The sequence below is a fragment of the Thioalkalivibrio sp. ALE30 genome (assembly GCF_000377465.1).
Lineage (GTDB): Bacteria > Pseudomonadota > Gammaproteobacteria > Ectothiorhodospirales > Ectothiorhodospiraceae > Thioalkalivibrio.
The window spans coordinates 124,912-143,604 of sequence record NZ_KB898172.1 but is presented as its reverse complement, the minus strand read 5'-3'; the positions used below and the strand labels follow the sequence as shown (position 1 = coordinate 143,604).

The window sequence follows — 18,693 nt, the reverse complement described above, 5'->3', positions numbered from 1 at the left end:
TCGCCTAGCGTTCGTCGGCTTCCAGCTGTTCCAGATGACGGATGGTGCTGAAGTCCAGCATCTGGTTCTGGGGCCGTTCGTCGTGTTCGTCGAACACCTCCGGACCGACCACGCCGGCGGCGATCTCGCGCAGGGCGATCACCGTGGGCTTGTCGTTGTCCTCGGGTACACGCGCTTCCTTGCCGTGGGCGATGTGGCGGGCCCGGCGGGCGGCCATCAGCACCAGCTGAAAGCGGTTTTCGACATTTTCGAGGCAGTCCTCGACGGTAACGCGTGCCATCGGATACTCCGGTCAGTAAATTCTTGAAATCCATGCGGCACAGCCGCAGTTCACTAGCATGTTACGCCGACCCCGGCGCCGCCGCCAACAGGTTCCCGATCGTGGGTGCGGCTCGGGTCTCCTGTTCCACGGTGCGCAGACGATTGGCGCGGAAGATACAGGCCAGGTCGCGCACGGCCTCGTCGAAATCGGCATTGACCACGGTGTAGTCGTACTCGCGGAAATGCGTGCAGTCGGATTCGGCGTCGCGCAGGCGGCGCTGGATCACGTCCTCCTCGTCCTGGCCGCGGCCGCGCAGGCGGCGCTCCAGCTCGTCGCGCGAGGGGGGCAAGATGAAGATGGAGTGGGCGTCCGGTACCGCCGCGCGCACCTGGCGCGCGCCCTGCCAGTCGATCTCCAGGATCACGTCGACGCCAGCGTCCAGGCGCTCGTCGACGCTGGCGCGCGCGGTGCCGTAGAAGTTGTCGAAGACCTTGGCGTGTTCCAGTAGCTGCCCGTCCTCGATCATGCCGAGGAAGGTCTCGGCGGAGACGAAGTGGTAGTGCTGCCCGTCCACCTCGCTGGCGCGCGGCTTGCGCGTGGTGTGAGAGACCGAGACCTCCACGGCCTCCACCGTCTCCAGGAGCGCCGCGACCAGGCTGGTCTTGCCGGCGCCGGACGGGGCGGAAACGATATAGAGGGTGCCGCGAGCGGCCGGGGTGCTGGCGGTCATGGACGTGTCCGCGGAACCTGAACGTGATCGGGTCCTGGCGGTCTCCCGGGCGGGCCGTTTGCGGCGAGCCACAGGCGGGTACGCCAGGGTCAAAGAAGAAGGTTGGTCGGAGTGAAAGGATTCGAACCTTCGACCCCTGCCTCCCGAAGGCAGTGCTCTACCAAGCTGAGCTACACTCCGAACCGAGCCCGCTATTATGCCGAGCCTCTCCGGGCGTGTCCATGCCCCCGCAGGATGAAAATCGGGTCGGGCGCGGGCGTCAGTGGTTGCGCCCGACGGCGAAGCGGGCAAGGTCGATCAGGGCCTGGCGGTGCGGCGAGTCGGGCAGGGTGGAGATGGCCTCGATCGCGGCGTCGGTTTCCGCCTCCGCGCGGGACCGGGTATAGGCCAGGCCATCCGTGCCGTGCACCACCTGCAGCACCGTGTCGACCCGGTCGCGCCCGCCGTCCTCGATGGCCTGGCGCACGATCGCCTGCTGCTCCGGTGTGCCGACGCGCAGGGCGTGGATCAGCGGCAGGGTGGGCTTGCCCTCGGCGAGGTCATCCCCCATGCGCTTGCCGGTGACTTCGTCATCCGAGGAGTAGTCGAGGACATCGTCGATCAGCTGGAAGGCGGTGCCCAGGTGCATGCCGTAGCGCGCCAGCGCCTGTTCGTCGGCCTGCGGGCGTTCGCCCAGGATCGCGCCCAGCTGGCAGGCCGCCTCGAACAGCTTGGCGGTCTTCGACTGGATCACGTGCATGTAGCGCTGCTCGTCGACGTCGGCGTCGTGGCAGTTCATCAGCTGCATCACCTCGCCCTCGGCGATCACGTTGGTCGCGTGGGACAGGATCTCCATCACCCGCATGGAGCCGACCTCGACCATCATTTCGAACGCGCGCGAGTAGAGAAAGTCCCCCACCAGCACCGCGGCCTCGTTGCCGAAGATGTGGTTGGCGGTCTCGTTCCCGCGGCGCATCTCGGAGGCGTCGACCACGTCGTCGTGCAGCAGGGTCGCGGTATGGATGAACTCCACCACCGCCGCCAGCGTCACGGGGTCCTGGCCCTGCACGTGGCAGGCGCGCGCGGACAGCGTGGCCAGCAGCGGCCGCAGGCGCTTGCCGCCCGAGTGGATGATGTAGTGCCCGAGCTGGTTGATCAGCACCACCGGCGAGCTCAGGCGCTCGCGGATGCACTGATCGACGGCCTGCATGTCGTCGGCCGCCAGTTCTCGGATCGCGTCAATGGACATGGGGGTAGGCAAGCGGGCTCTGTCGGGACAAGTAGAGTGGTCGGGAGGGGCGAAGGCATGCTAGGGAAACGCCACCGAATGTACAAGCTCGCGCGCGAGTCGCTCTTGCGTGCGTTTAATGCGCGGCGACTGCCGTGCAGTCATTCTGCACAGGGGAGCCGCAACGCTGCGCGCGCGCCCGTGTACATTCATCAGCGTTTCCCCGGCGTCGCGGTCGTCGGCGCGCGCCGGTGATGGGCTTGTCCCGGCATTGACCCGCAAGCGAAGCGCTGCTAGCATTTCCGCCCTTTCGCGAGACCAGTCCCGTCGGCTGGTCCACACAAGGTATCGCAACGGAGTCCCAGGGAAATGTACGCGATCATCGCAACAGGTGGTAAACAGTACCGCGTCGCCGAAGGCGACGTGATTCGCATCGAAAAGCTCGAGGCCGAGGCCGGTTCCGAGGTCGAGTTCGACCAGGTGCTGATGGTCGGTGCGGGTGACGATGTCCGCGTGGGGGCCCCGCTGGTGGACGGTGGCAAGGTCACCGCCAAGGTCGAGGACCATGGCCGCGCCAAGAAGGTCCACATCATGAAATTCCGGCGGCGCAAGCATTCCCAGAAGCAGATGGGGCACCGCCAGCACTACACCACCGTGCGCATCACCGGCATCGCCGGCTGATCGACGCAGGCATTCAGGAGAACTGAACCATGGCACATAAGAAGGCAGGCGGGAGTACCCGCAACGGGCGCGATTCCGAGAGCAAACGCCTTGGCGTGAAGCGCTTTGGCGGTCAGGTCGTGCGCGCCGGCAACATCCTCGTTCGTCAGCGCGGGACGCAGTATCATCCCGGCGAGGGCGTAGGTTGCGGCAAGGATCATACGCTGTTCGCCAAGGTCGACGGCCAGGTCGTCTTCAAGGTGGGCGGTCCGCACAACCGTCGTTTCGTGAGCGTCCAGCCGCAGCAATAAGCCGGCCGGCTAGGGAGACGCTGATTGAATCGCACGTCCGCGTTGGTGCCCCCTGTTTTCCGAGACAAGGCGCGTCGTGCAGCGGGTAGTGGTTCTACCCGCAAGCGGCGCAACGCAGGATCGGGGAACAGGGGGCACCAACCCCACAAGCCATTGAAAGCAGGGGCTCGGCCGCTTTTGCGCGGGAACGGCGTTGCGGCTCCCTTGTGCAGAATGACTGCACGGCGGTCACCGCGCCTTGTTCGCACGCAAAAGCGACTCGAGCGCGGACGTGCGATTCAATCAGCGTCTCCCTAGCGAAGCGTTCGCGAAAAGCCCCGTTCGACGGGGCTTTTTTTGTTCTGTACTGCGGGAAACAAGCAATGAAGTTCATCGACGAGGCCACCATCACCGTGAAGGCTGGCGACGGCGGCAACGGCTGTGTCAGTTTCCGCCGCGAGAAGTACATCCCCTTTGGCGGCCCGGACGGGGGCGACGGCGGGGATGGCGGCTCCGTGTGGCTGGTGGGTGACGAGGGCCTGAATACCCTGGCCGACTTCCGTTACCAGCGTCGCTTCGATGCCCAGCGTGGCGAGAACGGCATGGGGCGCCAGCGCACCGGGGCCTCCGGCGAGGACCTGGAGATCCCGGTCCCGGTCGGCACCCAGGTGCGCGATGCCGAGACCGACGAGATCCTCGGCGACGTGACCCACGAGGGCCAGCGGCTGCTGGTCGCGCAGGGGGGCTTCCACGGGCTCGGCAACACGCGCTACAAGTCCTCCACCAACCAGGCGCCGCGCCAGAGCAAGCCGGGCACGCCGGGCGAGCTGCGCAAGCTGTCGCTGGAGCTGATGGTGCTGGCGGATGTCGGGCTGCTGGGGCTGCCGAACGCGGGCAAATCCACGCTGCTCGCGCGCGCCTCCGCCGCGCGCCCGAAGATCGCCGACTATCCGTTCACCACCCTGATCCCGCAGCTGGGGGTGGTGCGCATCGGTGTGAACCAGAGCTTCGTGATCGCCGACATCCCCGGGCTGATCGAGGGCGCGGCCGAGGGGGCCGGCCTGGGCACGCGGTTCCTCAAGCACCTGGCCCGCACCCGGCTGTTGCTGCACGTGGTGGATGTGGCGCCGCCGGACCCGGAGGCCGACCCGCTGGTCGACCTGCGCACCGCGATCACCGAGCTGGAGCACCACAGCGACCAGCTGGCGTCACTGCCGCGCTGGATCGTGCTGAACAAGAAGGAGTTGCTGGACCCCGAGGATCTGGCGGCCCTGGTCGAGCGGGTGCGCGCCGATCAGGGGTCGGAACGTCCGGTGTTCGCCATCTCCGCCGCGACCGGCGAGGGCGTGGATGCCCTGCTCCAGGCCGTGATGCGCCATGTCGAAGAGACCGCGCAGGCAGCGGCCGAGGCCGGCCGGCGCGACGCGATCGCCAACCCGGAGGACCCCGCGTGACCGCGGGGGACATGCGTGCGCTCCCGGCGATCCGCCGGGTGGTGGTCAAGATCGGGAGTGCCCTGATCACCGCGGATGGGGCCGGGCTCGACCGCCCGGCGCTGGAGTCCTGGGCGCACCAGATCGCGGCGCTGCGCCGCCGTGGCCTGGAGGTGATCCTGGTCTCCAGTGGCGCGGTGGCCGAGGGCATGCGGCGGCTGGGCATGACCGAACGGCCGCACCAGTTGCATCACGTGCAGGCGGCCGCGGCGGTCGGCCAGATGGGGCTAGTGCAGGCCTACGAGCGCGAGTTCGCCAGCCACGACCTGCACGCGGCCCAGGTCCTGCTGACCCATGATGATCTGGCCGATCGCTCGCGCTACCTGAATGCCCGCAGCACCATGCAGGCGCTGCTGGAGATGGGCACGATCCCGGTGGTCAACGAGAACGACACGGTGGCCTACGAGGAGATCCGGCTGGGGGACAACGACACCCTGGCGGCGCTGGTCGCAAACCTGGTGGTGGCCGACCTGCTGCTGATCCTGACCGACCAGGATGGCTTGTTCGATCGCGATCCGCGCAAGCATGCGGACGCCCGCCTGATCGCCGAAGGCCGGGCCTCGGATGCCCAGCTGCACCACTACGTGGCCGCCGATTTCGGGCGCCTGGGGCGCGGCGGCATGGCGACCAAGCTGCTGGCCGCCGAACGCGCGGCGCGCTCCGGTACGCATACCGTGATCGCCTCCGGGCGCGAGGCGCAGGTGATGGGGCGGGTGCTGAAGGGCGAGCCGCTGGGGACCTGGCTGAAGCCGGACCGCGAACCCCTGGCGGCGCGCAAGCGCTGGCTGGCGGATCAGCTGCACTCGCGCGGGCAGTTGCAGCTGGATGCCGGGGCCGCGCGCGTGTTGCGCGAGTCGGGCAGCAGCCTGCTGCCGGTGGGGGTGGTCGGAGTCGAGGGCGATTTCCGCCGCGGCGAGGTGGTGACCTGCCTGGACCCGGACGGGGTCGCGGTGGCGCGCGGGCTCACCAACTACGGGGCCAGCGAGATCCAGCGCATCCGCGGCCAGCGCGCCGACCGCATCGAGGCGGAGCTGGGCTACCTGCTGGAGCCGGAGCTGATCCACCGCGACAATCTCGTCCTGCTATCCTGATTCGCCTGCGAGCGCGTACGCGTTCGTACCCAGCCGCCCTCGGCGGGGCTCCATGCACCCCCTGTGGGAGCGTGCTTGCACGCGAAGCCCCTGCCCGCGTCCGACTCTGGCAGGGGCTTCGCGTGCAAGCACGCTCCCACGGTGTATTGCGTGTGCCGAGCCGATCGCCATCCCGGCTCTGCGCCGCGCTGCGGCCCGGGATGACCCCGCGCCTCACGGGTCCCTGCTACGGGCTCAGGGCCTCCGTGGTTAAAGACCAGGAGGTCGCGCGCTTCAGTCGTCGGTTTGGGTGGCGGTGACGTCCAGGTCCAGGCGGCCGCGCGCCAGGCGCGCGCGCAGGTGCTGGCCGGGGGCGGTCTGGTCCGCGCGGCGCAGGACCTCGCCCTCGGGGGTCTGCAGGATCGCGTAGCCGCGTTCCAGTACCGCCTCCGGGTCCAGGGAGCGGAGCTGGCGCGCGGTGGCATCCAGGTGGCGCTGGCGGGTGGCGAGCGCCTGTCCGGTGGCGCTCTCCAGTTGCCGCTGGAGCCGCGCCAGGGCCTCCCGCCGCTGGGTGATGTCGTGGTCGGGGCGCACCCGGGCCAGACGCTGGCGCAGGTGCTCCAGGCGCATGCGCGCGGCAGCCAGGCGGTTGCCGGGCGAGGCCCCGGCCAGGCGCAACTGGGCGCGCTGCAGCCGCGATCGGGCGCGTTCCTCGAGGCGTGACCAGGCGCGGTTCAGGCGCTCGCGCTGGTCGTCCAGGCGCTGGGCATTGCGCTCCAGGAGCTGGCTGGGGTGGCGGCGCTCCAGGCGGGTGTGCAGGGCGGTGAGGGTCTGCCGGTGGCGCGCGATGCGCTGGCCTAGCAGGCCGGTGAGGCGTTCGCGGGCCCGCGCCAGCTGGTGGCGCAGGGTGGCGGCATCCGGGCTGACGGCCTCCGCCGCGGCGGTCGGCGTGGAGGCGCGCAGATCGGCGACGAAGTCGGCGATGGTGGTGTCGGTCTCGTGCCCCACGCCGGTGACGATCGGGATGGGGCAGGCGGCGATCGCGCGTGCGACGCTCTCCTCGTTGAAGGCCTGTAGGTCCTCCAGGGAGCCGCCGCCACGGGCGAGGATGATCACGTCGACCCGGCCCTCGGCCGCAGCCTGTTCCAGCGCCGCGACGATCTGGCCGGCGGCCTGCGCGCCCTGCACGGCGGTGGGGTAAAGCGTGACCGGCAGCAGCAGCGGGAAGCGCCGCGCCAGGGTGCGCTCGATGTCGTGGCGCACGTCGCCCTGGGTGGAGGTGATCACGCCCAGGCGGTGGGTCCAGGCGGGCAGCGGCTGCTTGCGCTCGGCGTCGAACAGGCCCTCGGCGGCGAGTTTCTCCTTGAGCCGCTGGAAGGCGGCCAGCAGGCGCCCCTCGCCGGCCGGCTGCAGGGCCTCGACGATGATCTGGAACTGGCCACGGGCGCCGTAGATCCCGGCGCGCCCGCGGATCTGGACCGCGTCGCCGTCGGCAAAACGCGCCGCCTGGCGCGCCTTGCCGCGAAACAGCACGCAGTTCACCGAGGCGTTCTCGTCCTTCAGCGAGAAGTACTGGTGGCCCGAGGCATACTGGCGCAGGTTGGAGACTTCGCCCTCGACGCGCACCACGCCGAGGCCGTCGCGGAGCAGCCCGTCGGCGCACTGGTTGAGTTGGGTGACGGAAAAGACCGGGGTATCGCTCATGCGGCCCTCGCTTACAGGCGGCTGAAGACGCGCTGGAACACGTCGGTGCCGCGCCCGACCGGGTCGACCCGCAGGCGGGCCTCTTCCTCGGCCATGGCATGGAACAGGCCGTCCATGGTGTGCTCCAGCACGTGCTCGGCAAGGTCCAGACGCACGTTCGCGAGGAACGGGATGTCGCGCATGCGCGCCTCCAGTTCGCGATAGGTTGTCAGGGCCTCCACGGCGTCCAGGCTGTTCTCCACGACCGGGCGCATGGCATCGGTCAGGCGCGGGCGCATGTGGGCCTCCAGATGGCGGGTGGCGGCGTCCTCGTCGCCCAGCAGGATGCCCCGTGCATTGTTCAGGTCGAGGGCGAAGATGGCCCGGATGAAGGGCTCCCGTGCCTGCCAGACGGCGTCCTCGGCCGCGCGGTTCATGCGCTCCTCCAGGGTGTCCAGCGGCGCGGCCATACCCAGGCGCCCCAGGGAGCGCCGGGTGGTCGCGAGTACCTCGGGCAGGGGGATGCGCACGTCGGGATTGCCGTAGAAGCCGTTGCGCCGGCTGAGGGTCTCGGAGGCCGCGTGGGTCGCGATGACCAGTGCTTCGTGGACGGCCTCGATCAGCTCCGAGGTGGACAGCCCGGAGAACTCCGGCGGACGCGTGATCAGCGAGCGGAACATGTCCTGGCCGAAGCGCCACCAGTCGGCTTGGGCGCTGGACGCGGTGGCCAGGCCGAGGCCGGGGGCCAGCAGCAGGGCCAGCGCGGAGCGGCGGGTGATGCGGGCCGGGGGCGCGCGTTCGGGCATGGGTTCTCGCCTGGCGGAGGGTCCGGAGTGAACCGGCATCCTATCAGGGTGCTCCGGCAGCGTCTGCGATCCGCCCTTCGCAGGCCTGTGTGCGCTTGTCGCGGGAGAGTGCGAATTCTATACTGAAGGGCTATTTATCTACCCCCGGGATTTCCTCCCCCTGCGTCCCGGCGGGCCTGTCCTGGAGTGGTGCATGCGGATACTCGGTGAAGCCCTTACCTTTGATGACGTGCTGCTGATCCCGGGACATTCGGATGTCGTTCCGCGCGATGTCGATTTGAGTACCCGGATCACCCGCGAGATCACGCTCTCCGCCCCGGTGGTGTCGGCGGCGATGGATACGGTCACCGAGGCCAGCCTGGCGATCGCGATGGCTCAGGAGGGCGGGCTCGGTATCGTCCACAAGAACATGTCGGTGGAGGCCCAGGCGGCCGAGGTCCGGCAGGTCAAGAAATACGAAAGCGGCGTGATCAGCGAGCCGATCACCATCGGCCCGGGCGCCACTATCGGCCAGGTGGTGGAGCTCACCGAGGCCAATCACATCTCCGGCGTGCCAGTGGTGGATGGGAACGATCTGGTCGGCATCGTGACCTCCCGTGACCTGCGCTTCGAGACGCGGATGGAGGCGCCGGTCACCGAGATCATGACCCCGCGCGACCGACTGGTGACCGTGCCCGAGGGGGCCGACCGCGAGATGGTGCTGGAACTGCTGCACAAGCATCGCATCGAGAAGGTGCTGGTGGTCAACGACGACTTCCAGCTGCGCGGGATGATCACCGTCAAGGACATCCAGAAGTCCACCGAGCATCCCAATGCCTCCAAGGACGAGCGCGGCCGCCTGCGCGTGGGCGCGGCGGTCGGCGTGGGCGATGGCACGGACGAGCGCGTGGCCGCGCTGGTCGAGGCCGGGGTGGATGTGCTGGTGGTGGATACCGCGCACGGTCATTCCCAGGGCGTGCTCGACCGCGTTGCCTGGGTGAAGAAGCACTACCCGGACGTACAGGTGGTCGGCGGCAACATCGCCACCGCCGCCGCCGCGAAGGACCTGGTCGCGGCCGGGGCGGATGGCGTGAAGGTGGGGATCGGGCCGGGCTCGATCTGCACCACCCGCATTGTGGCCGGCGTGGGCGTGCCGCAGATCACCGCGATCTCGGATGTGGCCGAGGCGCTCCAGGGCACCGGCGTGCCGCTGATCGCCGACGGCGGCGTGCGCTTCTCCGGGGACCTGGCCAAGGCGATCGCCGCGGGCGCGGACTGCGTGATGCTGGGTTCGATGTTCGCCGGGACCGAGGAGGCCCCGGGCGAGGTCGAGCTCTACCAGGGCCGCTCCTACAAAATCTATCGCGGCATGGGCTCGCTGGGTGCGATGCAGCAGGGCTCCTCGGATCGCTATTTCCAGGACCCGAACGCATCGGCCGACAAGTTCGTGCCCGAGGGCATCGAGGGTCGCGTGCCGTACAAGGGCTCGATCGTCGCGATCATCTACCAGCTGATGGGCGGGCTGCGCTCGTCCATGGGGTATGTCGGCGCGCACAACATCGAAGAGATGCGGACCAAGCCGCACTTCGTCCGCGTGACCGCCGCCGGCATGCGCGAGAGCCACGTGCACGACGTGGCGATCACCAAGGAAGCCCCGAACTACCGAATGGACTGACCGGCCCGACACGGCCCGGTCCCGATACCCCACCGGCCGTCCGGCCGGTATAGCGGATGACCTCATGACCCAGGATCTTCACGCCCACCGCATTCTGGTGCTGGACTTCGGCTCCCAGTACACCCAGCTGATCGCCCGCCGCGTGCGCGAGGCCGGGGTCTACTCCGAGGTACACGCCTGGGACATGCCGGCGGCGGACATCCGCGCGTTCAATCCCACCGGGATCATCCTGTCCGGTGGCCCGGAGTCGGTAAATATCGACCAGCCGCCGCGCGCCGAGGACACAGTGTTCGAGCTGGGCGTGCCGGTGCTGGGGATCTGCTACGGCATGCAGACCATGGCCGCGCAGTTGGGCGGCCGGGTCGAGCCGTCCGAGCGTCGCGAGTTCGGCTACGCCCAGGTGCGCGCCCGCGGTCATACCCCGCTTTTGCGCGACATCGAGGATCACACCACACCGGAGGGCTACGGCCTGCTGGACGTGTGGATGTCGCATGGCGACCACGTGACCGAACTGCCGGAGGGCTTTCGCCTGATGGCCTCCACCGACTCCGCGCCGATCGCCGGCATGGCCGACCCGGAGCGCGGCTTCTACGGCGTGCAGTTCCATCCCGAGGTCACGCACACCACCCAGGGCCAGCGCATCATCGAACGCTTCCTGCACGAGATCTGCGGCTGCGAGGCGCTGTGGACCGCCGACAACATCATCGACGACATGGCCGCGCGGGTGCGCGAACAGGTCGGCGACGACCACGTGGTGCTGGGCCTGTCCGGCGGGGTGGACTCCTCGGTGGTCGGTGCGCTGCTGCACAAGGCGATCGGCGACCAGCTGACCTGCGTGTTCGTGGACACCGGACTGCTGCGCGAGGGCGAGGGCGACCACGTGATGGCGACCTTCGCCCGCCACATGGGCGTGAACGTGATCCGCGTGGATGCCGAGGACCGCTTCATGCGTGCGCTCGCCGGGGTCGAGGATCCGGAGGCCAAGCGCAAGGTCATCGGCGGGCTGTTCATCGACGTGTTCGACGAGGAGGCCGCGAAGCTGAACAACGTGCAGTGGCTGGCCCAGGGCACGATCTACCCGGACGTGATCGAGTCGGCCGACTCGAAGACCGGCAAGGCGCATGTGATCAAGTCGCACCACAACGTGGGCGGCCTGCCGGAGAACATGAAGCTGGGGCTGGTGGAGCCGCTGCGCGAGCTGTTCAAGGACGAGGTGCGCAAGATCGGCGTGGAGCTGGGCCTGCCCACCGAGATGGTCTACCGCCACCCGTTCCCGGGGCCGGGTCTGGGCGTGCGCATCCTCGGCGCCGTGAAAAAGGAATACGCCGATCTGCTGCGCCGGGCCGATGCGATCTTCATCGAGGAGCTGCGCAAGGCGGATCTGTACGACAAGACCTCGCAGGCGTTTGCGGTGTTCCTGCCGGTGAAGTCGGTCGGGGTGATGGGCGACGGTCGGCGCTACGATTACGTGGTCGCGCTGCGCGCGGTGGAGACCATCGACTTCATGACCGCGCGCTGGGCGCACCTGCCGTACGACTTCCTCGATCACGTCTCGCGCCGGATCATCAACGAGATCCCCGGCATCTCGCGCGTGACCTACGACATCTCCGGCAAGCCCCCCGCCACTATCGAGTGGGAATAGGGCCTCGGCGCCCGGCCGGATCGGCAGGCATGCCCCGCCCCGGCCGGGGGTGGGCGCGACCGCGTTATCCCGCGAGCAGGAGCCAGGCGGCGGCCCCGATCACGCCCGCTACGATGGCGGCTGCGGCCAGTCCGAGTCCGAACAACGCACGGTTGGCACCTCGCGTGGCATCTTCCGCCTTGCCGCCCGTCGATCCCGCTCCCTCGGCAGGTGCGTTGTCCCGGCCCTGACGCAGCAGGTCCAGCATCGCGTCGATACGGTCATCGTCGAAGGCGAAGGGGTCGAACTGGCGCTGGCCAAAGCGCTGCAGCAGCTGACGGACGTCCACCGCCGCCGGGACGTATTTCATCGACCATTCGCCAAATCCCGGGCTCTCCAGTGACTGCTCGCGCAGCACCCGTACCTCCTCGTGGCGATCGTCACGCCGGATCCGCTCCAGGGTGCCGCGGACGGCCTCGGGCTCGCCCTCCAGGCACTGGAAGAAGTGGCCATCCCCGTAATAGAGCGCGCCGACAATCCCGCTGCGCGGGTTGTTCTGGCGTGACTGCATCAGGATGCGGCTGACTTCGGGCTCGATGCCCTGGCTGGAGGTGTTCTCGCGGAAGGTGGCGCGAGAGGCGTAGACGAGCTGGAGAATGGCGGGCATGCGGGCGTCCGTTCCGGGGCGATATGAAGAAGACCGCCCGCGCCCCGCGGGGTTCATTCGATCATCTGGTTGACGTGTTCCAGGCCGATTGCGTCGTCTTCCCAGTTCAGGCGGGTGGTGCCGGGCTTGGCCGCCAGACGGCGGATGGAGGCGACCGAGCTGCGGTCGATATGGGCCAGTCGATGCCGGGTGGCGTTGTGGCTCTCGATGTTGGCGGCCTGCAGAATGTCGCTGTAATTGACCGGTTCGCCTTCCTCCGGCTCGCGCTTGAGGTTTTCGTGTTCGGCCACGGCGCGGATGATCTCCGGCTCGAAGTTCCAGTTCTTCAGCATCGCGCGGCCGATGGCGACGTGCGCGGCATCGGCCGCGGCCTGCAGGGCGCGTGGATCCTCGTAGATCTCCTGGGTCTTCTCGGCGCGGCGCAGGATCGGGATCATGCCGATGTCGTGAACCAGCCCGGCGAGCAGGGCGGTGTCCGGGTCCAGATGGGGGTGGCGACGGGCCAGCAGGTAGCTGATGATCGCCACCTCCAGGCTGTGGTTCCACAGCTCCTCCATCCGGATGCGGATGGCCTCGTTCCCGCTCTGGAAGACCTCCTTCATGGACAGCGCGATGATGGTCTGGCGGGCGCGTTCCATGCCCAGGCGGGTCACCGCAGAACGGATGGTGGCGCAGCGGGTCAGCCCCCGGTAGGCCGGGCTGTTGGCATGGCGCACCAGGCGCGAAGCCAGGGCCGTGTCGCGCGAGATCAGGTTGACCAGATCGGCGATGGAGCTGGATTCGTCCTGGGTGATGAACAGCGCCTGCACCGAGACATCGGGCAGGGTCGGGATCTCGATCTGGTGACGTTCGAGGTCCTCGCGCAGGCGCTCCAGGAATTTTTCGACTTCCGCTCGGGTGGCCAATGGCAATCCGTGTCCGGCTGGGTAAAGACGCGCCGATTATGCCACAGGCGTTGGCGCGGGCGGGGTGTCGCGGGTCGGTTGACGGGCCGCCGGCCCCTGCCGATGATGAAGGGAGCCGACAGGAGGTCGTGATGCGCCGATTCGTGCTGGATACCAGCGTCTTTACCAACCCGCATGTAGCCGGGCAGTTCGGCGAGGACCCCGAGGACATCCTGCGGACCTTTCTCAATCTGGCGCGCCACTGCCCCGCCGAGTTCTACATGCCGCTGTCGGTGTACGAGGAGTTTCGCGGCATGCGCGACCTCGAGGCCCTGGCGGCCGACTTCGAGACCGTGGTCTGGGTGCGCTCCCCGCGCCGTTTCGCCCTGACCCTGCCGAGCGACATCCTCTACGAGTTCATCGACGAGGTGCGCACCCGCATCGACCGCGGCCTGCGCATCGCCGAGGAGCACACGCGCCAGGCGGGGGCGGCCGAGTCGCTGCGCCCGGAGCTGATCACGCAGCTGCGCGAGCGTTTCCGCGAGGCCATGCGCAAAGGCCTGGTGGACTCGCGCGAGGATGTCGATGCCGTGCTGCTGGCGATGGAGCTGGATGCCGAGCTGGCCAGCGCCGACGAGGGCATGCGCAAGCTGGGCAACCGCATGGGCATCAAGCTGGTCACCGCCGACTACCTGCGCCAGGTGATGGAGAACCTCTCCGAGTCGGGCATCCCCGGTCAGGGCGGCGCCTGAGGCCGCAAGTCGGGGCCTTTCCCGTGTTCGCCTGCAAGCAGGCGAAGGGCTCAGTCGTATTGCCGGTCACCCGCCAGGGCCGAGGCGAGGGTGCCGGTGATGCGGTCGAACAGGCGTTCGAACTCCAGCAGCCAGTAGCCGCTTTCTTCCTGACGCGGGGTGTCCGGCAGGAAGCGCACGTGGCGTCCGCCGGTTGCCTGCATGTGGTCGACAAAGCGCTGCGCCCCCGCGCGCTCGCGAAAGCGGCAGCGGTAGGTGTGGCCGACGCGTCCCTCGCGCCGGCTCTTGTCCACCGCGGTTGCCAGCCCGGACAGCAGGGCCTCGCCCAGTTCCCGTTCCACGGCGGCACGTTCGCTGGGCGGGTGCTCCGCGAGGAACACCGCCAGGCGGGTCAGGCGGTTGGTGAAGTATTCCGGCGGCAGGTCCAGCAGCTGCTCGGAACACACCCGGATGTCGTTGATGCAGGAGCCCCCGGCCACGTACTTGGCGCGGTGCTGGCCGTCCGCGGTCTTCAGTACCAGCCCCTCGGCCCCCTCCGCATCCAGTTGCCGGATCAGGCGTCCCAGTGCTGCGCTGTCCGCGGGCGTGAACCGTCCGTGCAGGGGTGCCGGGGGTAGCTGGTGGCGCTGCATCAGGGCGAATTTCTCGTCCTGCGGCACGAAGCCGGGGCGCCCGAGCCGCATCAGGTCGAACACGAACAGGCCGACATCCTGTGCCACGCGCGGCGTGGAACCCTCCAGATAGGGTGTATCCGGTCCGGCGATCTCCGCGCACAGCACCAGGTCGGGCTCGGCGTCGAACACCCCGAGGTCCACGAAATCGGGCACCCGGTCGGTGCTGAAGGCGCAGACGAAACCGCCCCGACTGAAGGCGTAGACCCGGCCGTCCCGGCGCAGGATGCGCACGTTGAAGCCGTCGATCTTTTCCTCCGCCCAGAACGGCTGCTCGAACTGGCGCGGCAAGCCGGCCTCCAGTGACTGGATCCGCCCAATGGCCGGGTAGCCGGGCACCACCGAGCCGTCCGGCAGCACCACGGAACCACGCGGGTAGTGGTTCACCGGTTCCAGCAGCCGGGCGTATTCCAGCCCGTCAAAGGTCAGGGCCTCAGCCCGGTGGTTCGCGATCGCGTCCTGCAGCGTGTCCCGGTCGATCATGCGTTCTCCATTGCCAACGCGAGCGTGTGCATCAATCCGTGTTTCCCTTGCGCAGCCCCCGGATCTGGTCTTTCAGCGCCTCGGTGTGGTGACGCGCCTTGGCCGCCTGAGTGACCAGGCGCCGCGCCATGCTGATGATCCGCAGCTGGCGTTCCATCTCGGCCATGCTCAGCGAGCCGAAGGTGCCCTCGCGCAGCAGGGCGGCCTTCAGTTCGGCGTAGGTGGTTTCCACCGCGTCCACGGCCTCGGCGGCGGCCAGATCATGGCCATTGTCACCGTCGTCCGCCTCCAGATTGCACAGGTCCAGGGCGCGTATCGCCTGTTCCTGCCAGGCGCGGCGCTGCTCGGTCACGATCGGGCGCTCCTCGCCGCTGGACTGGCGGCGCAGATCGGCGATCTCGTCGGCCAGTATGGCGACCTCGCGGTGGTAACGGGCGACGCGCACGGCCTCGGCGATGCCGTGCCCGACCTGTTCCGGCATCGGGTGGTTGGCGGTATGGGCCGCGAATTCGGCAATGGCCTGGGTGAGCTGCTCCGCGGCCAGGCGCCGGCGATCGAGGATGCCGGCAGCTGGCGGGGTGGCCTGCAAGGCCTCGCGTGCCATCGAATGGCCGATATCGGCCAGGCGTTCGGTCTCCTGGATCAGCGACTGCAGGGCAAGATCCGGTACCCCGGAACTGCTGCGGTCCAGATACTGGGGCCGGGCGATGTCTTCCTCGGTGGTGCGAAAGCGAGTCTGCAGCCAGCGGATCATCGGCGGGGCGACCGGGACCATCAGCGCCACGCCCAACAGGTTGAACGCAGTGTGGAACAGCGCCAGCAGCACCGCCGGGGCCGGGGCCTCGCCGGTGCTGCCCCAGATCCAGGCGATCGCGGCCAGGAACCAGGGCAGGATCAGCAGCGCGACGATTGCGGTCAGGCCGTTGAAGATCACATGGGCTGCGGCGACGCGCTTGGCGTTCGGGGTCGCGCCGATCACCACCAGCAGCGCCTTGACCGTGGTGCCGAGGTTGGCGCCGATCACGGCCGCGGCGGCCGCCTCCAGCGGGACCGCACCGCTCATCGCGGCGGTCAGGGCCATGGCCATGGAGGCCGAGGAGCTCTGCATCAGCACGGTCAGCAGCGCGCCGATGCCGACCATGATGACCAGCCCGAGGAAGCCGGGGCGGGCCAGCGCGCCCAGGTCGAAGGTGGCACTAAGCCCCTCGAAGGCCTCGCGCAGTACGTCGATGCCGAAGAACAGCAACCCGAAGCCGGCCAGGGCCAGTCCCAGGTAGCGCGGCCGCGCGGCCTTCATGAACAGGTAGAGCAGGGCGCCGATGCCGATCGCCGGCAGGGCGAAGGCCTCGATGCGGATGTTGAAGCCGATCAGCGCGACCAGCCAGCCGGTCATGGTGGTGCCGACGTTGGAGCCGAAGATCACCCAGACCGACTGTCCGAGCGTCAGCAGGCCGGCGTTGGCGAAACCGATGGTGGCCACGGTGACCGCGCTGGAGGACTGCACCAGTGCGGTCACGCCCATGCCCGAGGCGAGGGCGCGCGGCCGGGTGCGGGTCCACTGCCCGAGGATATGCTGCAGCGCCTTGCCGCCGGCGGTCTTCAGGCCGTCGGTCAGCAGGGTCATCCCGAGCAGGAACAGTCCGAGACCGCCGAGGAAACCGGCGATCAGGGCATAGGTGCTGACGGCTTCGGCCTCCGGCATCGCGGCTGTGGGGGTGCGGCGTTACAGGGTGATGGTCTCGCCGAAGGCCGGCACATGCGCCTCGGCCCCCAGCTCGTCGCGCAGGCCGGCGGCCAGGGCCTCGCGCGCCTCCGGCTCGCCGTGTACCAGATGGAACACCGGCTGGTCCTGAAAGCCGCGTGCCCAGTCGAGCAGCTGGCTGCGCCCGGCGTGAGCGGAAAAGCCGCCCAGGGTATGGATCTTGGCGTTCACCGCGACCTCGTCGCCCAGCAGCTTGACCTTCTCGGCGCCATCTACCAGACGCCGCCCGAGCGTGCCGGCGGCCTGGAATCCGACGATCACCAGATGCGCCTCGCGCCGCCACAGGTTGTATTTCATGTGGTGACGAATGCGCCCGCCATTGCACATGCCGGAGCCGGCGATGATGATCGCGCCGCCCGTGATGCGGTTGATCGCCATGGATTCTTCCACCGTGCGACAGACCTGCAGCCCGGGCAGGTAGGCAGCCGGATCCCCATTCGCGGCCTGGTGCAGCCGGTCCATGTCCTCCGGGTCCAGCGTGCGGCGCAGGCGGGCGTACAGCTCGGTGACCTTGATCGCCATCGGGCTGTCGAGGAACACCTTTTGCTGCGGCAGGCGCCCGGCGTGGTGCAGCATGCTCAGGTGGTAGAGGACCTCCTGGGTGCGGCCGACCGCGAAGGCCGGGATCAGCACGTTGCCGCCGCTCTTGTCGGCCTCGGCCAGCACCTGCGCGAACTCCTCGACCGTCTCCTCCATCGGGCGGTGGTCGCGGTCGCCGTAGGTGCTCTCCAGCAGCACGTGGTCGGCGTGTTCCGGGCGCGCGGGCTCGTGCATCAGCACGGCGTCGGCATTGCCGAGATCGCCCGAGAACACCAGGTGCCGGTCGCGACCGCCAGCGGGCACGATCAGGTCCACGATCGCGGAGCCGAGGATATGCCCGGCATCGCGAAAGGTCAGGCCGATCCCGCCCGCGATCTTGCGCGCCTGGCCGTAGGGCACGGCCTCGCACAGCCCGAGGGTGGTGGCGACATCATCGATGTCGTAGACCGGCTCCAGCAGCGGCTTGTCCGCCCGCCGGCGCCACTTGTTCTCCCACTCGATGTCCTTGCTCATTACGAACGCGGCATCCTCGAGCATGATCTCGAGCAACTCCTCGGTGCCCGGCGTGCAGTAGATCGGGCCGCGGTAGCCATCGCGCACCAGCTTGGGCAGGAGCCCCGAGTGGTCGAGGTGGCCGTGTGACAGCACCACTGCGTCGAGGCTTTCCGCCAGTTCGGCGAGCGGGGCGCGGTTCGCCTCGTCCGCATCGCTGTTGCCCTGATACATGCCGCATTCCAGCAGGACGCGGGCGTCGTCGGTCTCGAGGAGATAACGCGATCCGGTGACCTCGCCGGTCGCCCCCTGAAAGGTCAGTTGTGCCATGGGGAGAAGTGTACGCGGGACGCGGGTGCGATGGGCAGTCAAAGTATCCGGGCTTGATCCCGATCAATCCGGCCCCGGATTGTCCGACGCACGGCTTGACCCGCCCCCGGCCGCGGGCGAGCCTGTAATCGGGTCATGGAGGAGGATACGGGCCATGCGACTGAGCAGTCCGGCGTTTGCTGACGGAGAACGGATGCCGATCGAGGTCTCGGCGCGGGATGCCAACGAGCTGCCGCAGCTGGAGATCCGCGAGGTGCCGGCGGGCGCGCGCAGCCTCGCGCTGATCCTGGAGGACCTGGATTCGCCGCTGGGGGAGGTCACTCACTGGCTGGTCTGGAACCTGCCGCCGGATACGACGCGGGTGGATGCCCTGCATCTGCCGAGCGAGGGGCGGTTGGGGATGGATGCCTTCGGCAAGGTCGGCTATCTCGGCCCGGTGCCGCCGGAGGGCTGTCATCACTACCGCTTCCGCCTGCTGGCGCTGGATGCCGACCTGGAGCTGGAGGCGGGGGCGACCCGCAGCCAGTTCGATGCCGTGGCCGAGGGGCACGTGCTGGACGAGGCGGATCTCACCGGGGCGCTGTGCTCCGCCGACGAGGGCACGGATCCCGATGCGCCGGGCTGATCCGGCCCGCG

The 18,693-nt window shown here is 68.9% G+C and carries 18 protein-coding genes and 1 tRNA gene; 8 read left to right on the top strand and 11 right to left on the bottom strand.

Annotation, left to right across the window (positions count from 1 at the left end):
- Window positions 1-4: 4 nt before the first annotated feature.
- The 4 genes from rpoZ to ispB all read right to left on the bottom strand — a co-directional run bounded on the left by rpoZ (window position 5) and on the right by ispB (window position 2,220).
- Window positions 5-280 carry a DNA-directed RNA polymerase subunit omega gene (gene rpoZ / locus D107_RS0108495; protein WP_018867870.1) on the bottom strand — a complete coding sequence of 92 codons (276 nt, stop codon included), beginning with the start codon at window positions 278-280 and terminating at the stop codon, window positions 5-7.
- 61 nt (window positions 281-341) lie between these two features.
- Window positions 342-992 (bottom strand): guanylate kinase, encoded by a 651-nt coding sequence (gmk, locus tag D107_RS0108490; RefSeq protein ID WP_018867869.1) that lies wholly within the window; start codon window positions 990-992, stop codon window positions 342-344.
- A 103-nt stretch (window positions 993-1,095) separates the two neighbouring features.
- Window positions 1,096-1,172, bottom strand: a tRNA-Pro gene (locus D107_RS0108485).
- Between the two features lie 79 nt (window positions 1,173-1,251).
- Complete coding sequence (gene ispB / locus D107_RS0108480; RefSeq protein ID WP_018867868.1) at window positions 1,252-2,220, bottom strand: octaprenyl diphosphate synthase; 969 nt, start codon at window positions 2,218-2,220, stop codon at window positions 1,252-1,254.
- Window positions 2,221-2,568: 348 nt separating this feature from the next.
- On the opposite strand from ispB, the gene rplU reads away from it, so the two are divergent.
- The 4 genes from rplU to proB all read left to right on the top strand — a co-directional run bounded on the left by rplU (window position 2,569) and on the right by proB (window position 5,733).
- Window positions 2,569-2,880 (top strand): 50S ribosomal protein L21, encoded by a 312-nt coding sequence (gene rplU, locus D107_RS0108475; protein ID WP_017941885.1) that lies wholly within the window; start codon window positions 2,569-2,571, stop codon window positions 2,878-2,880.
- Between the two features lie 29 nt (window positions 2,881-2,909).
- Window positions 2,910-3,170, top strand: a complete 261-nt coding sequence (rpmA, locus tag D107_RS0108470; protein ID WP_018867867.1) for a 50S ribosomal protein L27 — start codon at window positions 2,910-2,912, stop codon at window positions 3,168-3,170.
- A gap of 362 nt (window positions 3,171-3,532) precedes the next feature.
- Complete coding sequence (gene cgtA / locus D107_RS0108465; protein WP_018881249.1) at window positions 3,533-4,603, top strand: Obg family GTPase CgtA; 1,071 nt, start codon at window positions 3,533-3,535, stop codon at window positions 4,601-4,603.
- A gap of 11 nt (window positions 4,604-4,614) precedes the next feature.
- Entirely contained in the window at window positions 4,615-5,733 is a 1,119-nt protein-coding gene (gene proB / locus D107_RS0108460) for a glutamate 5-kinase (protein WP_038035280.1), read from the top strand.
- 273 nt (window positions 5,734-6,006) lie between these two features.
- On the opposite strand, the gene xseA is transcribed toward proB, so the two are convergent.
- Window positions 6,007-7,416, bottom strand: coding sequence for an exodeoxyribonuclease VII large subunit (gene xseA, locus D107_RS0108455; RefSeq protein WP_018881247.1), 1,410 nt, complete (start codon window positions 7,414-7,416; stop codon window positions 6,007-6,009).
- An 11-nt stretch (window positions 7,417-7,427) separates the two neighbouring features.
- Window positions 7,428-8,201, bottom strand: coding sequence for a DUF4197 domain-containing protein (locus D107_RS0108450; RefSeq protein WP_018881246.1), 774 nt, complete (start codon window positions 8,199-8,201; stop codon window positions 7,428-7,430).
- A gap of 193 nt (window positions 8,202-8,394) precedes the next feature.
- Here D107_RS0108450 and guaB point away from each other — a divergent pair, with 193 nt between their 5' ends.
- Both guaB and guaA read left to right on the top strand, forming a co-directional pair.
- Window positions 8,395-9,855 (top strand): IMP dehydrogenase, encoded by a 1,461-nt coding sequence (gene guaB, locus D107_RS0108445; protein ID WP_018866382.1) that lies wholly within the window; start codon window positions 8,395-8,397, stop codon window positions 9,853-9,855.
- A gap of 64 nt (window positions 9,856-9,919) precedes the next feature.
- A complete protein-coding gene (guaA, locus tag D107_RS0108440; RefSeq protein ID WP_018876987.1) occupies window positions 9,920-11,497 on the top strand; it encodes a glutamine-hydrolyzing GMP synthase in 1,578 nt (525 codons plus the stop codon).
- A gap of 64 nt (window positions 11,498-11,561) precedes the next feature.
- Here the strand turns inward: guaA and D107_RS0108435 are convergent, their stop codons facing one another.
- Both D107_RS0108435 and D107_RS0108430 read right to left on the bottom strand, forming a co-directional pair.
- On the bottom strand, window positions 11,562-12,143 hold the full coding sequence (locus D107_RS0108435; protein WP_018881245.1) for a BLUF domain-containing protein: 582 nt from the start codon (window positions 12,141-12,143) through the stop codon (window positions 11,562-11,564).
- Window positions 12,144-12,196: 53 nt separating this feature from the next.
- The gene (locus D107_RS0108430; protein WP_018876981.1) at window positions 12,197-13,048 is read right to left on the bottom strand and encodes an HDOD domain-containing protein; all 852 of its coding nucleotides are present in this window, start codon (window positions 13,046-13,048) and stop codon (window positions 12,197-12,199) included.
- Window positions 13,049-13,179: 131 nt separating this feature from the next.
- On the opposite strand from D107_RS0108430, the gene D107_RS0108425 reads away from it, so the two are divergent.
- Window positions 13,180-13,779: an RNA ligase partner protein gene (locus tag D107_RS0108425; RefSeq protein ID WP_017941871.1), complete on the top strand. Its 600-nt coding sequence runs from the start codon at window positions 13,180-13,182 to the stop codon at window positions 13,777-13,779.
- A 50-nt stretch (window positions 13,780-13,829) separates the two neighbouring features.
- Here D107_RS0108425 and D107_RS0108420 read toward each other — a convergent pair whose 3' ends face one another.
- From D107_RS0108420 to D107_RS0108410, 3 genes are read right to left on the bottom strand one after another with little or no spacing between them, the layout of a single operon-like run.
- Window positions 13,830-14,933, bottom strand: a complete 1,104-nt coding sequence (locus D107_RS0108420; protein WP_018881244.1) for an RNA ligase — start codon at window positions 14,931-14,933, stop codon at window positions 13,830-13,832.
- Window positions 14,934-14,964: 31 nt separating this feature from the next.
- Window positions 14,965-16,635, bottom strand: a complete 1,671-nt coding sequence (locus D107_RS0108415) for a Na/Pi cotransporter family protein (protein ID WP_018878015.1) — start codon at window positions 16,633-16,635, stop codon at window positions 14,965-14,967.
- Between the two features lie 21 nt (window positions 16,636-16,656).
- Complete coding sequence (locus D107_RS0108410) at window positions 16,657-18,057, bottom strand: MBL fold metallo-hydrolase RNA specificity domain-containing protein (protein WP_018878014.1); 1,401 nt, start codon at window positions 18,055-18,057, stop codon at window positions 16,657-16,659.
- A gap of 193 nt (window positions 18,058-18,250) precedes the next feature.
- On the opposite strand from D107_RS0108410, the gene D107_RS0108405 reads away from it, so the two are divergent.
- Window positions 18,251-18,682 (top strand): YbhB/YbcL family Raf kinase inhibitor-like protein, encoded by a 432-nt coding sequence (locus D107_RS0108405; RefSeq protein WP_018866392.1) that lies wholly within the window; start codon window positions 18,251-18,253, stop codon window positions 18,680-18,682.
- Window positions 18,683-18,693: the final 11 nt, after the last annotated feature.

Bases quoted from the DNA above. Each gene is read 5' to 3' on its own strand.
- rpoZ (WP_018867870.1), bottom strand. From the start codon at position 280: ATGGCACGCGTTACCGTCGAGGACTGCCTCGAAAATGTCGAAAACCGC.
- gmk (WP_018867869.1), bottom strand. From the start codon at position 992: ATGACCGCCAGCACCCCGGCCGCTCGCGGCACCCTCTATATCGTTTCC.
- ispB (WP_018867868.1), bottom strand. From the start codon at position 2,220: ATGTCCATTGACGCGATCCGAGAACTGGCGGCCGACGACATGCAGGCC.
- rplU (WP_017941885.1), top strand. From the start codon at position 2,569: ATGTACGCGATCATCGCAACAGGTGGTAAACAGTACCGCGTCGCCGAA.
- rpmA (WP_018867867.1), top strand. From the start codon at position 2,910: ATGGCACATAAGAAGGCAGGCGGGAGTACCCGCAACGGGCGCGATTCC.
- cgtA (WP_018881249.1), top strand. From the start codon at position 3,533: ATGAAGTTCATCGACGAGGCCACCATCACCGTGAAGGCTGGCGACGGC.
- proB (WP_038035280.1), top strand. From the start codon at position 4,615: ATGCGTGCGCTCCCGGCGATCCGCCGGGTGGTGGTCAAGATCGGGAGT.
- xseA (WP_018881247.1), bottom strand. From the start codon at position 7,416: ATGAGCGATACCCCGGTCTTTTCCGTCACCCAACTCAACCAGTGCGCC.
- D107_RS0108450 (WP_018881246.1), bottom strand. From the start codon at position 8,201: ATGCCCGAACGCGCGCCCCCGGCCCGCATCACCCGCCGCTCCGCGCTG.
- guaB (WP_018866382.1), top strand. From the start codon at position 8,395: ATGCGGATACTCGGTGAAGCCCTTACCTTTGATGACGTGCTGCTGATC.
- guaA (WP_018876987.1), top strand. From the start codon at position 9,920: ATGACCCAGGATCTTCACGCCCACCGCATTCTGGTGCTGGACTTCGGC.
- D107_RS0108435 (WP_018881245.1), bottom strand. From the start codon at position 12,143: ATGCCCGCCATTCTCCAGCTCGTCTACGCCTCTCGCGCCACCTTCCGC.
- D107_RS0108425 (WP_017941871.1), top strand. From the start codon at position 13,180: ATGCGCCGATTCGTGCTGGATACCAGCGTCTTTACCAACCCGCATGTA.
- D107_RS0108420 (WP_018881244.1), bottom strand. From the start codon at position 14,933: ATGATCGACCGGGACACGCTGCAGGACGCGATCGCGAACCACCGGGCT.
- D107_RS0108415 (WP_018878015.1), bottom strand. From the start codon at position 16,635: ATGCCGGAGGCCGAAGCCGTCAGCACCTATGCCCTGATCGCCGGTTTC.
- D107_RS0108410 (WP_018878014.1), bottom strand. From the start codon at position 18,057: ATGGCACAACTGACCTTTCAGGGGGCGACCGGCGAGGTCACCGGATCG.
- D107_RS0108405 (WP_018866392.1), top strand. From the start codon at position 18,251: ATGCCGATCGAGGTCTCGGCGCGGGATGCCAACGAGCTGCCGCAGCTG.